The sequence below is a fragment of the Streptomyces sp. DSM 41931 genome (assembly GCF_050271085.1).
In the GTDB taxonomy this organism is placed as follows: domain Bacteria; phylum Actinomycetota; class Actinomycetes; order Streptomycetales; family Streptomycetaceae; genus Streptomyces; species Streptomyces albogriseolus.
This window is the reverse complement of sequence record NZ_CP189902.1, coordinates 3,614,932-3,628,543: the sequence shown is the minus strand read 5'-3', so window position 1 is coordinate 3,628,543 and position 13,612 is coordinate 3,614,932. Positions and strand designations below refer to the sequence as shown.

Here is a 13,612-nt window from a genome sequence, read left to right as displayed (position 1 = left end):
GGGGGGTGCTCGAGGGCCGCGCCGATTCCGGCACCTACGTCGCCGAGCCCCGACGGCGCGTGCGCGTGGTCCGGTCATCCGCGCGTGAACAGCCCAGCGGCTCGCCGTTCCGCGCCCACATGAAGGCTGTGGGCAGGCAAGGGGACCGGCACTCTCGTCGTCCTCCCCGAGGGAGGGCCGCACGCCGGGGCAGGGGTCATGAACCGCATGGCCGCGATCGGCATCACCGTCAGCCACGGCGTGGAGCAGCCGGAACCCCGGCAAGCGACCGCCGAGGAGGCCTCACTCCTGGGCATCCAGAAGGGCTCGCTCGTCACGCACATCCGACGGACGTATTACAGCGACCAGGGCCGCCACGTGGAGACCGCGGACATCGTGGCGCCCGCCGCGCTCTGCGAAATCGTCTACGAGATTCCGATCAACTGATGGACGGCCCCGCTTAGGGTCGTCGTATGGTCGACGACTCCCCGCCCTGTCCCGAGTGCAGCCAGCCCTTGAAGCCGGGCGGTCTCGTGCTGTCCGGACGGGACGACGACGGCCAGAGATCTTGCCGGTCCCTGTGGCGGTGCGCCGATCGGCACACGTGGTGGAAGTGGGCGGACCGGCCCGAGGAACCGTTGGAGGCATGCCCGGTTCCGGGGCTCTTTCGCTGACATCCAACGTTGACATCAACAAGTCCGGCTCTGCCGTCCGTAGAAAGCAGACGTGCCAGACCCGTGCGAGATCCTGCGGGGAACCACGGGAAAACCAGGCAGCGGTCCCACACGCAATCGGACGCCAGCAGCCTCCCGACCAGGTCAGCCGGCCAACCGCCCCTAAATCACCTGAGCTTCTCAAGCTGGGGTTCCCTCGTAAAGCGGGTCTTGCTGTCAGACTTGCGCTGTACGGTCCGCTCCATGGCTGAGAGACCGACGACGAACTGGCGCAGAGGCATAGCCGAAGAGGCCGCGGAGCTTGTCGCTGGCACCCTGGATCCCGACTGCGCGTGCATGGTCGAGCTGTTCCCTGAAGAGCTCTTGCTGAAGACCGATGCCGTCCTCGACGTGTTCGAAGCTGAGTTGCCCACGCTCGCCGAAGGTGACGACACACGGATCTTCGCCGCAGTGGGCCGCGTTGTCCTGGCTCTGAACGCCGTGAACAAGGCTCACGACGAGCACGCCTTCGAAACCGACGCCCGCGAGCAGTTGTGCGCCTACATCGATGAGGCGCTCACCGAGCAGGGAGTCGACGTCGCGGCCCTGACCGCCAGGCGCGGGCTCGGTCGGCACGAGCTCACGGACCGGTGGCGGAACTGGTGAGCAACCCTCGTCAGGAAAGATCAGGCCGACTGTGGCCAGCGAGAGGAGTGTCCACGATCACGCGATGAGCTACGACATCTATTTCATGAGCCGACGCAACGGGGAGTCCTGGGATGAGGTCCTGGAGGCGATGGAAGACGCGGCCGAGCGCAGCGAGCCGATCCCTGCCCGCCTCCTTGATGCTTGGGACCGAATAGTGCCGCAGGCCCGGATGCTGCTGGGCGAAGTGGACATCACGGAGTACGAGCAGGAGTCGCGAGACCTCAGCCACTCGGGCACCGGCATCGACCTGTCCGTCTTCGGTGACGAGGTGAGCATCACTGTGCCCTACTGGCACGCAGGGGACGATGCCGCAGTCGTACTCGGCAAGGTCTTCGCCCTTTCAGCCATCGTCGAGAAGGAAACGGGGCTGACTGCCTACGACCCCCAGACGGAACGTCCGCTGGCGGAGATGCAACCGCAAGGCGCGATAGGGCTGATGTCGAAGATCACCGAGGATCTGCGCAGCCACTACGGCGGTTGACCAACCGCCGACGGGGAGCGTGGCGAAGGCCGGGGTGCAGCGGCCGAGCCATCCGCAAACGACCGCAGTTTCCCAAGCTGAGAGCGCGAGTTCGATTCTCGTCACCCGATCTATGAAGAAGGCCCAGATCGGAGACCCGGGCCTTTTCGCTGTCCGCTGTGATCACTCGCCGTGTGCCAGATGCGTGCCAGAACGCTTCTTGTCGGCCTCCCGCGCAGCGGCGGACCGAGCCTTCCGGACGGTCGCGTCGAGGTCGGCGGCGACCTCCTCCTGACACGGGCGGCCAGCCATACAGACCTCAGCGACCGCCCCGCCCATAGTCCGCATCGAGGGGCGCACACCGACAGCACCCCCGCTCGGGCCGTCTCTGGGCCGTGCGGAGGTACTCAACGACGGCCAACGCTGACCATCGTTGACGGCTCAGCCGGCCTCGTCTCCTAGCGGCCGTAGATGTGCCCTCGCACCAGTGGGTCGTTCTCCAGGACGAAGTCCGAGACCTTCCAGAACTCGTTCAGCCGCGGGTGCTGCAAGGCGGCGTTGCGGTCGAGCTTGCGCCCGAAGAGCGGCCCATCAGGGTGGGCCAGGCCGGCGGTCACCAGCGTGGAGGCGGGCGTGGTCTGCCCCATCACCGGACCGACACGGCAGGCGAAGGCAACATGGTCACTCCACTGGTCTGGCCCCTCGCCCCACGTACCGAAGATGACGTCTATCCAGGCATCGTGGTCTCGGTCAGTGTGGTGGTAGCAGTTCGCAAAGTACACGGCGTGCGGAGCACCGTCGGCATAGATGAAGTCCCACGCCCGCTCAATGGGGGCATTGCAGCAGTCGCACGTGAACTCGCGAGTCTGGCGGTCGGGACCGAAGGTCAGCAGCATGCGCACATGATGCTCGATCCGGCGATCTGCGCGCCTGGCGGGTGCCGCGTGCCCGATCGGCCGGGGGCGGGGGCGGAGCCACGGGGAACGAGCGTGACGAAGCCGCTCCCCTGCAGGTCAGCGAACTGGCAGGTCAACAGGAATCCACGTACGGGATCTTCCAGACTGGGGCCCTCTCGGGAACCTCGATGCTAGTCCTGAGAGGCTTCCACAGTGGGCCGCAGGCCACCTGCCCGCGTACTCGTCCAGACGGCATTCGCCAGCAACGCCAGGCCGACGAGGACCATCAGGTATCCGGAAAGGCCGGCCAACCCCGCTATGGAGATCTCTCCATCCGGATCGCCAACGCCACCGGGGGTCGGCTCGGTGCTGAGCCAAGTCACCGCTGCCTGCGACTGGGTAACGACCAGAACGCCCAAGGCCATGAGCAGAAAGCCCAGGGAAAAGTCGTAAAGGCGAGTCGACCCCCCTTTCCGTGGCCGCGCCCAGACGGACCCGCCCACCAGTGAGACCGGGACCGTGAGGAGCTGACCGACGAGCAACCCCGTCAGCAGGGCGAGACGCAGGTGGTCGAGTCCCTCACCTCTGGGGTCGAAGATCAGGGCTCCCGCACCCCCGGCAAGAAGGCCGATCGCCACCGCACGGATCAATGTCACGTGGGACAGGATGCCGGAGGAGACGCCCCGTTAAGGACGCAGGCAGGAGATCGACTGCCCAACGGGGCTAGGCCGTGTATCGAAAGTGGATCTTGAGCTGTGGATGATCACGGTTCATGGGTCGGGGAGATCTCACAGACGAGCAGTGGGCGGTACTGGAGCCGTTGTTGCCGAGGGGAGCCAGGGCAGGGCGACCGCCGCTCTGGGCTCGGCGGCAGTTGATCGACGGCATACGGTTCCGTGTCCGGACCGGCGTGCCGTGGCGGGATGTCCCTGCCGAGTGCGGACCGTGTAGTCGGGTCTATGACCTCTTCCGCCGGTGGCAGCGAAACGGTACCTGGCAGCGGATCATCACCCGGCTCCAGTCCCTGGCCGACGCGAGGGGGGGCGATCACATGGGACCTGAGCGTCGACTCCACGGTCTGCCGCGCGCATCAGCATGCGGCTGGAGCTCGCAAGCACGGCGACCTTCAGAAGGAACCGCCGGGCGGCATCTTCAAGGAGCCTGGCGACCATGGGCTGGGGAGGTCGCGCGGCGGGTTCACTACCAAGCTTCACCTGGCAGTGGAGCAGGGGCAGAAGCCTATGTCGATCGTGGTGACCGCTGGGCAGCGTGGGGACTCGCCGCAGTTCGAAGCTGTTCTGGAGAGGGTCCACGCGCCCCGTGTCGGACCGGGTCGGCCGCGGGTCCGCCCCGATCGGGTGCGGGCGGACCGGGCCTACGCCTCCCGCAAGAACCGCGCCTACCTACGTCGCCGCGGGATTCGCTGCACCATCCCCGACAAGGCCGACCAGGCGCGGAACCGGCGGAAGCTCGGCTCCCGCGGCGGTCGACCGCCGAAGTTCGACAAGGCTGACTACCGTGAGCGTCATGCGGTCGAGTGCGGGATCAACCGCCTCAAGAGGCACCGTGCTGTCGCTACGCGGTACGACAAGCTCGCTGTTCGCTACGAGGCGACCGTGCTGATCGCAACTCTCAACGAGTGGCTCTGACCGGGGTGGCGTTCCCGTCCTCGGTCACCAGTCCCGGCCGGCGGTCAGCTCCTCCGCATCCGCGTCCGTGAACTCGTATGCCGATGCGACGAAGCAGAACTCGTCGCAGATCCACTCGCGAGCGACCGTCTCGATCCCGCTCCCGGCCGCCATGAACTCCCTGTCCAGTAGGTTGAACTCCTCGGTGGCAGCCTGGGTGAGCGCATACAGGGCCTCCAGATCCGACGGCCGTTCGGCCTCGATGCGCTCGCACAGACTCAGCAGAATCCCCCTGCCCCGTTCGACGATGCGATCAGGGAAGTACGAGTCGTCGAACATCTCCCGCAGGAACGCGTGTCCCCATACCTGCTGGTTTGTGATCGGCACGGCACTTTCCTCTCCACGACGAGCTGACTCGCCGATCATTCACAGCACCGCTGGCATCGACGCCACCCTTGGCGCCAGACCACGTGCGACCAGGACTTTCACAACACCCCCTAGCAGACCACGAACGACTGGCGCCCGTAGTTCGCGACGAGGGGCCCAAGGCACGGTCCCGTGGCCGTGCCACTCTCGTGCCAGAACGGACGGGGACTCACGGGGAACCGGGGTCCGCAGGGATCCGCAGGGGTGAGTTCGGCGGACTCTGTCCATGGCACGGAATCCGCAGGTCACGCGCGTGATCGCCCAACCTCGCAAGCGGGTGCCAGGCCTTCAGGATCGACCCTGCGTACGGCCTTCGCCGCCGGGCTGCCCGCGCGAAGGCCGTCGGACGGGCCAGACCAGACGGTCCGTCAGGACACGGGCCCGGGCCCGCTGGACCGCTCCCGCCTGGGAGGCGGCGAACCGGAGCAGGCCTCGGGGCGTCCGCAGGTGCAGGGGGTCGGTGACGACGCTGCCGGCCTCGTGGCGGTCGATGGCCAAGCGGTAGCTCATGCGGACCCGGCCGGGGCTGCGGACCTCCCCGAAGATCTCGGCGGAGTGCGGGAGGCCGTCCGGGACGGCGACGAGCGTGACGTCGATGATGTTGTCGTGCCGCAGGACGCCCAGGAAGCGGAAACGCTCCACGGCCGTGTAGTTCACGGTGCCGCCGTTGCGGCGCACGTCACGGACGGCGACGACGAGCGGCGACAGGCCGACGTAGTGCAACGGTTCGGCCAGGTGCGCGAAGACCTCCTCCGGCGGCGCGGCGATCTGAAACGTGTGCTTCAGCTCGGTGGACGGCACCTCGGCCCCCTCCTCGATACGGCGCGCCGGCACGGTGATCTTCCCACCGCCAGGGCGGAGCGTTCCCGTCCCCCGGCGGTAGGGCGGTCTGCGGGTCGGTACAGCTCATCGGATCCCAGCCCCGGAGCCGACGAGAGGCGTGCCAGACGCGTGCCAGTGAACAGCGACGACCGCCCCGAGACTCGGAACCGACCCCGTCGGCAGGTCACCACTTCCCTCAGGGTGACAAGCTCGTACATCTGCAATGGCACCTTATATATCTACGGAGGTGTACTCGATGACTCGCACAGTGATCGACCTCGACGACCAGCTGCTCGCCGAGGTGGCCAAGGCCCTGGGTACCGGCACCAAGAAGGAGACCGTGAACACCGCGCTGCGCGAGGTGCTGGAGAACCGACGGCGAGCTCTCGCCCTCACCCGCCTGCGGGCGGCGGCGGCCGAGGGGGCGTCCTGATCGACACCAGCGCGCTCGCCCGCATGCTGCGCGGCGACGCCGAGCAGTACGGGTGGGACCGGGCAGCGGCGGCCGGGCTGATCGCGACCTGCCCCATCACCGAGTTGGAATTCTTCTACAGCGCACGCTCCACCGCCGACCGCGCCCGAGGCATGGAGGACGTGCGTCTGCTCTTCGGCTGGGTTCCGGTCGACGACCGTGCCTATGACCGCGCCTGGCAGGTCCAGGAAATCCTCACCGAGCGCGGACAGCACCGCAGTGCCGGAGCCGTCGACCTCGTGGTCGCCGCCACGGCCGAGTTGCAAGGGCTGACCCTCCTGCACCGCGACCGGGACTTCGAGTGCATCGCCGCCGTCACCGGCCAGGCACTTCAGTGGTACGGACCGGACGCCGGCAAGTGAGACGGGACAAGTGACGACTGCAGCTGGTGATGACGCCGGGCGGGCAGCGAGGCGCGAGGCCGTGACCGGTCCTCCGTTCCGGTCACGGCCTCGCCGGTGTGCGGGTCGGCCGTCGGCGGGTCAGCAGCAGCCGGCGGCGCCGGCCGGTTCCTCGGCACCGGCACCGGCGTCGGCGTCGGCGTCGGCAGAGCCGGCGCTCCGCTTGGTCAGGGTGTCGGCGTCGGCCTTGACCACGTAGACCTCCCAGGGTTCCTGGCCGGGGCCGTGGACCCAGACCTTGTCCTGGAGGGCGTAGCAGCAGGCCGTGTCGTTCTCCTCGGCGGTCGCCAGTCCCGCTTCGCTCAGCCGGGTGGTGGCCGCGTGGACGGCTTCCGTGCTGTCGACCTCGACCCCGAGGTGATCCATACGTGTCGCCGTGCCCGGCTCTCCTTCGATCAGGACGAGCTTGAGCGGGGGTTCGGCGATGGCGAAGTTGGCGTAGCCGTCGCGCAGTTTGGCGGGTTCGACGCCGAAGAGCTTGGTGTAGAAGGCGAGGGAAGCGGAGAGATCCGGGACCCGTAGGGCGAGTTGCACGCGGGACATGGTGAACCTCCTGGAGGGGGTGGTTGTCAGCAGCCGCCGGAGGCGGCCGGGGCGCCGGTGCCGATCTGCAGCGTGGCCGGGGCCGCGCAGCAGCCGCCGCCCTCGTCGCTCTGCGCGGTGCCGGGTTCGTCGAACAGGCCGGCGCCGCCGCACACACCGGTCTCCGGCAGGGTCAGCTCGACGCGCTCGGCGGCCTCGTGGTCGCCGGCCAGGGCGGCGGTGATGGAGCGGACCTGCTCGTACCCGGTCAGGGCGAGGAAGGTGGGGGCGCGGCCGTAGGACTTCATGCCGGCCAGGTAGACGCCCTGCTCCGGGTGGGAGAGCTCCTTCACGCCGTGGGGGTAGACCGTGCCGCAGGAGTGGACGTTCGGGTCGATCAGCGGGGCCAGCGCGGTCGGGGCCTCAAGGCGCTCGTCGAGACCGAGGCGGAGCTCGGAGAGGAAGGAGAGGTCGGGGCGGAAGCCGGTCAGGACGATGACCTCGTCGACCGGGTCCAGGCGACGGCCGTCCTCGGCGACCAGGACCAGCCGGTCGTCGTCCCGTTCGACGGCCTCCGTGCGGAATCCGGTGACGGCGCTGGCGTGTCCCTCCTCGACGGCCGCCTTGGCCCGCAGGCCGAGTGCGCCGCGGGCCGGGAGCTGGTCGGCCTCACCACCGCCGTACGTGGCCTCGCCGATGCCCCGGCGCAGGATCCAGACCGCGTGCGTGCCCGGCTCCTCCTTCGCCAGGTCGGCCAGCTGAGCGAGCGCGGTGAAGGCGGAGGCGCCGGAGCCGACGACCGCCGTGCGCCTGCCGGCGTACCGGGCCCGGACCGCCGGGTCCTTGAGGTCCGGGACGCGGTAGGAGACGCGGTCGGCCGCCGTCCTCTCCCCCAGGGCGGGCAGGCCGTTGGCGCCCATCGGGCCGGGGGTGGACCAGGTGCCGGAGGCGTCGATGACGGCGCGGGCGGTGATCCGCTCCTCGCCGCCGTCCGCCGTCCGGATGTGCACGGTGAAGGGCTGCTCCTCGCGGCCGGAGTCGACGATCCGGTCGCGCCCGGCCCGGGCCACGCCGGTGACGGTGGCCCCGTAGCGGACCTGGTCGCCGAGGGCGTCGGCGAGCGGCTGGAGGTACTGCCCGGCCCAGTCGCCGCCGGTCGGGTACGTCGTCCCGTCGGGGCGTGTCCAGCCGGTCGGGGCCAGCAGCTTCTCGGCGGCGGGGTCGGTGACCTCGGCCCAGGGGGAGAACAGGCGGACGTGTGCCCACTCCCGTACGGCCGTCGCGGCCGACGCTCCTGCCTCCAGCACCAGCGGTTCGATGCCGCGCTCCACAAGGTGTGCGGCGGCGGCCAGGCCGACCGGGCCGGCTCCGACGACCACGACGGGCAGGTTCTGCTTCTCCATGACGGTGCTTCCTTCGGTTCGTCGCTCGGGGAGGGAGGTCGGAGCGGTGGACGGTTCAGGGGAGGGGGCGTGCGGTGCCGACGCACGCTGTGCACTGCGGCGCCGAGCCTGGACCCGGCAGGTGAGCGGCCTCGGCTTGCTGCTTCGATATTCGTCAATGGCTTGCGCCGTCAGCATGGCACCTGTTTCGATGAACGTCAAGATAGACATGCATCGAAATCGGGAGGGTGCGAGCCATGGAGTATGTGGATGTCGCAGTGATCGGAGGCGGGCAGTCCGGCCTGGCCACCGCACACGCACTGCGCGGACAGGGGCTGGAGCCGGTGGTCCTGGAGGCGTCGGCACAGGCGGCCGGGTCGTGGCCGCGGTACTACGACAGCCTCACCCTGTTCTCCCCAGCCGGCCACAGCTCGCTGCCCGGGCTGCCGTTCGGCGGTGATCCGGAGCGCTACCCGCACCGGGACGAGGTCGTCGCCTACCTGCTGCGTTACGCCGACCGCCTGGACGCCGACATCCGCACCGGAATGCGCGTCGCGGAGGTGGCCACCGCGGACGGGGGCTTCACCCTCACCCTGGAGGACGGCGGCCGCCTCTCGGCCCGGGGCGTCGTGGCGGCGTCCGGGACCTTCGGTCGCCCCTATCGTCCTGCTCTTCCAGGACTGGAAAAGTTCGCGGGGGCCGTGCTGCACGCCGCCGACTACCGAGCGCCCCAGCCCTCCGCCGGACCGGGGGTCCCCCCGGCCGGAGGCCGGGGGAGAGTGGTGGTCGTCGGGGCCGGGAACTCCGCGGTGCAGATCGCCGCCGAACTGGCGGCGCACGCCCGGGTCACCCTCGCGGCGCGCCATCCGGTGCGCTTCACCAGGCAGCGCGTACTGGGCCGGGATCTCCACTGGTGGCTGAAGGTGACAGGAATCGACGTTCTGCCCGTGGGCCGTTTCCTGCGCACGCCGCCGGCGCAGCCGGTGATCGACGACGGCCGCTACCGCGCCGCCGTCACGGCCGGCGCCCCGGACGTGCGCCCCGTGTTCCGCGAGATCGAGGGCACGAAGGTGACGTGGACCGACGGCAGCACCGAGGAGGTGGACACCATCGTCCTCGCCACCGGCTACCGCCCCGACCTCGGCTATCTGCGCCCGGTCGGCGCCCTCGACGCCGAGGGCCGCCCGCGGCACCGGGAGGGCGTGTCGACCACCCACCCCGGCCTCGCCTACGTCGGACTGGAGTGGCAGCGCAGCCTCTCCTCCAACTCCCTGCGAGGGGTCGGCAGGGACGCCACCCGCATCGCCGCCCGTCTCGCCGCCCGGCTTCGCGCCCGCTGACCCCGACCCTGATCCTGACCCTGGGCACCTTGGTTCGACGTGTGTCAACATAGACGTATGTCGAACGTCAAGGCGCTGCCGCTTCTGGAACCCGAGGGCCCCGACGCCGTGGCGCCGTGCTGCCCGCCGTTGAGTGAGCGCCCCTTCACCGCCGAGGAGGCCGAGCGGACGGCACGCATGTTCAAGGCGCTCGGGGACCCGGTACGACTGCGCCTCTTCTCGGCCGTCGCCTCCCACGAGGGCGGTGAGGCGTGCGTGTGCGACATCTCCGACGTCGGCGTCTCCCAGCCGACCGTCTCCCACCACCTCAAGAAGCTCAAGGAGGCCGGCCTGCTCACCTCCGAGCGGCGCGGCACCTGGGTCTACTACCGGGTCGAGCCGTCGGTGGTGGCCGCGATGGGACAACTGCTCGCCGTCCGGTAGCCCCGCTCGGCCACGCCCCGCTCGGCCACGCCCCGCTCGGCCACGCCCTTCCCGACCAACGCCCCTCATCGCCGCGTCCGCGCCCTCGCGACGGATCGCCCGCGGATCACCTCGTCACGATCAGCTTGCCGCGCCGAGGAGTTCGGCGACAGCGCGGGCCGCGTCGCGGGCCGGTCGTCCGACGCCGATGAGTGTGGCGGAGGCGGGGCCGGTCCAGTCGCCGTAGCCGAGGAGGTGCAGACGTGGCTCGTCCACGGCCCGTGTGCCCACCGTGGCGATGTGCCCGCGCCGGCCGCGCAGGCCGAGGGGCGCCAGGTGTGAGAGGGCCGGGCGGAAGCCGGTGCACCAGATCACCGCGTCGGCGGGCGCCCGCGTGCCGTCGGCCCAGACGGCGCCCTCAGGGTCGAGGCGTTCGAACATGGGCGACGCCTTGAGCCGCCCGGCGTCGCGCGCCTCGCGCACCGGCGGTACGGCGACGATGTCGCCCAGTGAGGCGACGCCCCCCGTGTCGGGGCGGCCGGCGTCGAGGGCGCGGCGGCGGGCGGTCGCCGCGTCAAAGAGGGCACGGCCGTCGATGTCGTCGGGGAGGTAGCGGGGCGGACGCCGGGTCACCCAGGTCAGTTCGGTGTCGTACGCGAGGTCGGCGGCGATCTGGGCGCCCGAGTTGCCGCCTCCGACGACGATCACGCGCCGGCCCGCGAAGTCCCGCGGTCTGCGGTAGGAGACGGTGTGCAGTTGACGGCCCCGGAAGTCGTCGCGGCCCGGGACGGCGGGGAGGAAGGGGCGCCACCAGGTGCCGGTGGCGCTGATCACCGCGCGGGCGTGCCAGGTGCCGGAGTCGGTCTCGACCCTCAGCAGCCGTCCGTCGTCGTGCACGCCGATGACCCGGACCGGCCGTTGTACGGGGAGGTCGTACCGCTGCTCGTAGTCGCTCAGGTAGGCCACCACGTGCCCGGCCTCGGGGTATTCCTCGCCCGGCTGCGGCGGCATGAGGCGGCCGGGAAGGGAGGAGAAGGCGGCGGGGGAGAACAGGTGCAGGGAGTCCCATGTGTGCTGCCAGGCTCCGCCGGGGGCGGCCTGGGCGTCGAGGACGACGAAGTCCAGGCCCTGGCGGCGCAGGTGGTAGCCGGCGGCGAGCCCTGCCTGGCCGCCGCCGATCACCACCACATCGGTGTGCTGTGTCATGCCGCCCGCACCGCCGCGCACGCGGTGCACCGGACGGTGCGGGCCGTGACCTCGCCGGGTCGTCCGGAGAGGGCCCCCTCACGCACGACGGCCGTGCCGGTCGTTCCCTGTGCGCGGCGGTCCAGGCGGTGCATCAGCGGTCCCTGCCCTCAGTGCCCTCAGTGCCCTCGGTGGTCAGGGCGGACGGGGCGAACTTCTTGCGCCAGGCCAGGGACACGTAGACCAGGCCGATCAGGACGGGCACCTCGATGAGCGGTCCCACGACGCCGGAGAGGGCCTGGCCGGAGCTGACGCCGAAGGTGGCGATGGCGACGGCGATGGCCAGCTCGAAGTTGTTGCCGGCGGCCGTGAAGGCGAGGGTGGCCGTGCGGTCGTAGGCGAGGCCGATCGCCTTGCCCAGCAGGAAGGTCCCGGCCCACATCACGGCGAAGTACACCAGCAGCGGCAGGGCGATGCGGGCGACGTCGAGAGGCTGGGAGGTGATGGTCCTGCCTTGCAGGGCGAAGAGGATGACGATCGTGAAGAGGAGGCCGTAGAGCGCCCAGGGGCCGATCTTCGGCAGGAAGCCGGACTCGTACCTCTCGCGGCCGAGCTTCTTCTCGCCGACGCGGCGGGTGAGGAAGCCGGCCAGCAGCGGGACGCCGAGGAAGATGACGACGTTCACCGCGATCTTCCCCATGGAGATGTCGAGGTGTTCGCCGTCGCCCAGGCCGAGCCAGCCCGGCAGCAGGTCGAGGTAGAACCAGCCGAGCAGGCCGAACGCCAGGACCTGGAAGACCGAGTTCAGCGCGACCAGGACGGCCGCCGCCTCGCGGTCGCCGCAGGCGAGGTCGTTCCAGATGATGACCATGGCGATGCAGCGGGCCAGGCCGACGATGATCAGACCGGTGCGGTACTCGGGCAGGTCGGGCAGGAAGATCCACGCGAGCGCGAACATCACCACCGGGCCGACGACCCAGTTGATCACCAGCGACGACGCCATGAGCCTGCGGTCGCCGGTGACGGCGTCGAGCCTGTCGTAGCGGACCTTGGCGAGCACCGGATACATCATGATCAGCAGGCCGATGGCGATCGGCAGCGAGATGCCGCCGACCTCGACCTTGGCGAGGGTGTCGTTCAGGCCCGGGACGGCCCGGCCCAGACCGAGGCCCACCGCCATGGCGATGAGGATCCAGACGGCGAGGAAGCGGTCGAGCGTCGACAGCTTCGCGACGACGGAGGAGGACTCCTCGGCGGTCGTCGCGGGTGCGTCGGTGCGGGTCACGGACAGGCCCTCTTGTTCTCGGCGGCGGTGCGGGCGGACTCGGCCAGCTCGGCGAACTGGCCGGCGAGCGAGGCGATGACGTCCGGACGGAGCTTGTAGTACGTGTAGCGGCCGCACGGCTCCGTATCGACGACACCGGCCTCGCGCAGCACCCTCAGGTGGTTGGAGAGGTTGGTCTGCCGGGCGCCCGTCTCCTCCACGAGGTGGGTGGTGCACAGCGTCTCTTGGGCGAGCAGAGTCACGATCCGCAGCCTGAGCGGGTCCGCCAGAACCCGGATCAGGTCAGTGTCGACTGACATCATCATGTGCTGATACTGTCACATCAGTGGTGGCTGACACCACCAGGTGCTGACCTCATGAGCGCCCGATGCCGTCGCGAGACAAGAGAGACCTCCTGATGTCCGACAAGCCCTCCGTGCTGTTCGTCTGTGTCCACAACGCCGGTCGCTCGCAGATGGCCGCCGCGTGGCTGACCCACCTGGCCGGGGACCGCGTCGAGGTCCGTTCCGCCGGCTCGAACCCGGGCGACAGCGTCAACCCCGCCGCCGTCGAGGCGATGCGCGAGGTCGGCATCGACATCTCCGCCGAGGTGCCGAAGATGCTGACCGTGGACGCGGTCAAGGAGTCCGACGTCTGCATCACCATGGGCTGCGGCGACACCTGTCCGGTCTTCCCGGGCAAGCGGTACCTGGACTGGCAGCTGGACGACCCGGCCGGCCAGGGCGTGGAGGCCGTCCGCCCGATCCGCGACCAGATCAAGGTGCTGGTGGAGGGGCTGATCGAGGAGATCGCGCCGGAGGTCTGAGCGAGGAGATCGCGCCGGAGCCGCGGTCATGAGCGCCCTGACGGACGTCCGCGACGTCATCGTCATCGGCTCGGGCGCAGCGGGCCGCGCCCGCGGCAGGACGAACGGCCAAACGGTCGTTGCTGCGTCGTAGAACCTGTGCGGGACAACCGGGCACGCGCCGTGGCAGCCCTGCACCGCCTGCCCGTCCCGAAGGACTCCGGACGCACCCCGCTCATCGCGCATCTCGACAAGAGGGAACACAAC

General features: G+C 70.0%; 17 protein-coding genes and 1 pseudogene. 9 read left to right on the top strand and 9 right to left on the bottom strand.

Annotated features, from left to right (window positions below; translation table 11 throughout):
• The first annotated feature begins 5 nt into the window (after positions 1–5).
• From ACP7TJ_RS16875 to ACP7TJ_RS16865, 3 genes and pseudogenes are all read left to right on the top strand, one after another.
• A pseudogene (locus ACP7TJ_RS16875) lies at positions 6–426 on the top strand (UTRA domain-containing protein).
• A gap of 470 nt (positions 427–896) precedes the next feature.
• Positions 897–1,298, top strand: a complete 402-nt coding sequence (locus tag ACP7TJ_RS16870; RefSeq protein ID WP_401407371.1) for a hypothetical protein — start codon at positions 897–899, stop codon at positions 1,296–1,298.
• Positions 1,299–1,362: 64 nt separating this feature from the next.
• Positions 1,363–1,821, top strand: a complete 459-nt coding sequence (locus ACP7TJ_RS16865) for a hypothetical protein (RefSeq protein WP_189910139.1) — start codon at positions 1,363–1,365, stop codon at positions 1,819–1,821.
• 437 nt (positions 1,822–2,258) lie between these two features.
• Here the strand turns inward: ACP7TJ_RS16865 and ACP7TJ_RS16860 are convergent, their stop codons facing one another.
• Both ACP7TJ_RS16860 and ACP7TJ_RS16855 read right to left on the bottom strand, forming a co-directional pair.
• Positions 2,259–2,696 (bottom strand): hypothetical protein, encoded by a 438-nt coding sequence (locus ACP7TJ_RS16860; RefSeq protein WP_427763693.1) that lies wholly within the window; start codon positions 2,694–2,696, stop codon positions 2,259–2,261.
• 191 nt (positions 2,697–2,887) lie between these two features.
• Entirely contained in the window at positions 2,888–3,352 is a 465-nt protein-coding gene (locus ACP7TJ_RS16855) for a hypothetical protein (RefSeq protein ID WP_189910137.1), read from the bottom strand.
• Between the two features lie 116 nt (positions 3,353–3,468).
• On the opposite strand from ACP7TJ_RS16855, the gene ACP7TJ_RS16850 reads away from it, so the two are divergent.
• Positions 3,469–4,345, top strand: a protein-coding gene (locus tag ACP7TJ_RS16850) for an IS5 family transposase (protein WP_394854457.1) whose coding sequence is annotated in 2 segments (ribosomal slippage) — positions 3,469–3,732 and positions 3,734–4,345 — 876 coding nt in all. Because the reading frame shifts where the segments join, the coding sequence is not laid out codon by codon here.
• Positions 4,346–4,369: 24 nt separating this feature from the next.
• On the opposite strand, the gene ACP7TJ_RS16845 is transcribed toward ACP7TJ_RS16850, so the two are convergent.
• The gene (locus ACP7TJ_RS16845) at positions 4,370–4,711 is read right to left on the bottom strand and encodes a DUF5713 family protein (protein WP_189910136.1); all 342 of its coding nucleotides are present in this window, start codon (positions 4,709–4,711) and stop codon (positions 4,370–4,372) included.
• A 327-nt stretch (positions 4,712–5,038) separates the two neighbouring features.
• Positions 5,039–5,584: an SRPBCC family protein gene (locus ACP7TJ_RS16840; RefSeq protein WP_427763690.1), complete on the bottom strand. Its 546-nt coding sequence runs from the start codon at positions 5,582–5,584 to the stop codon at positions 5,039–5,041.
• Between the two features lie 244 nt (positions 5,585–5,828).
• On the opposite strand from ACP7TJ_RS16840, the gene ACP7TJ_RS16835 reads away from it, so the two are divergent.
• Positions 5,829–6,005, top strand: coding sequence for a type II toxin-antitoxin system VapB family antitoxin (locus ACP7TJ_RS16835; RefSeq protein ID WP_189910135.1), 177 nt, complete (start codon positions 5,829–5,831; stop codon positions 6,003–6,005).
• Between the two features lie 23 nt (positions 6,006–6,028).
• On the top strand, positions 6,029–6,406 hold the full coding sequence (locus tag ACP7TJ_RS16830) for a PIN domain nuclease (RefSeq protein WP_208839521.1): 378 nt from the start codon (positions 6,029–6,031) through the stop codon (positions 6,404–6,406).
• Positions 6,407–6,526: 120 nt separating this feature from the next.
• On the opposite strand, the gene ACP7TJ_RS16825 is transcribed toward ACP7TJ_RS16830, so the two are convergent.
• Positions 6,527–6,988, bottom strand: a complete 462-nt coding sequence (locus ACP7TJ_RS16825; protein WP_427763688.1) for an ArsI/CadI family heavy metal resistance metalloenzyme — start codon at positions 6,986–6,988, stop codon at positions 6,527–6,529.
• Positions 6,989–7,014: 26 nt separating this feature from the next.
• A complete protein-coding gene (locus ACP7TJ_RS16820) occupies positions 7,015–8,370 on the bottom strand; it encodes an NAD(P)-binding domain-containing protein (RefSeq protein WP_387792244.1) in 1,356 nt (451 codons plus the stop codon).
• A 236-nt stretch (positions 8,371–8,606) separates the two neighbouring features.
• Here ACP7TJ_RS16820 and ACP7TJ_RS16815 point away from each other — a divergent pair, with 236 nt between their 5' ends.
• Positions 8,607–9,689: a flavin-containing monooxygenase gene (locus tag ACP7TJ_RS16815; protein ID WP_427763686.1), complete on the top strand. Its 1,083-nt coding sequence runs from the start codon at positions 8,607–8,609 to the stop codon at positions 9,687–9,689.
• A gap of 57 nt (positions 9,690–9,746) precedes the next feature.
• Entirely contained in the window at positions 9,747–10,112 is a 366-nt protein-coding gene (locus ACP7TJ_RS16810) for an ArsR/SmtB family transcription factor (RefSeq protein WP_048457262.1), read from the top strand.
• A gap of 120 nt (positions 10,113–10,232) precedes the next feature.
• On the opposite strand, the gene ACP7TJ_RS16805 is transcribed toward ACP7TJ_RS16810, so the two are convergent.
• From ACP7TJ_RS16805 to ACP7TJ_RS16795, 3 genes are all read right to left on the bottom strand, one after another.
• Positions 10,233–11,297, bottom strand: coding sequence for an ArsO family NAD(P)H-dependent flavin-containing monooxygenase (locus ACP7TJ_RS16805; protein ID WP_427763683.1), 1,065 nt, complete (start codon positions 11,295–11,297; stop codon positions 10,233–10,235).
• Between the two features lie 133 nt (positions 11,298–11,430).
• Positions 11,431–12,561 carry an ACR3 family arsenite efflux transporter gene (arsB, locus tag ACP7TJ_RS16800; protein ID WP_427763681.1) on the bottom strand — a complete coding sequence of 377 codons (1,131 nt, stop codon included), beginning with the start codon at positions 12,559–12,561 and terminating at the stop codon, positions 11,431–11,433.
• A complete protein-coding gene (locus ACP7TJ_RS16795) occupies positions 12,558–12,866 on the bottom strand; it encodes an ArsR/SmtB family transcription factor (protein ID WP_093764409.1) in 309 nt (102 codons plus the stop codon). Before ACP7TJ_RS16795 ends, arsB begins: the two co-directional genes overlap by 4 nt.
• Positions 12,867–12,958: 92 nt before the next feature.
• Here ACP7TJ_RS16795 and ACP7TJ_RS16790 point away from each other — a divergent pair, with 92 nt between their 5' ends.
• Complete coding sequence (locus tag ACP7TJ_RS16790) at positions 12,959–13,366, top strand: arsenate reductase ArsC (RefSeq protein WP_193457795.1); 408 nt, start codon at positions 12,959–12,961, stop codon at positions 13,364–13,366.
• The last annotated feature ends 246 nt before the right edge of the window (positions 13,367–13,612 follow it).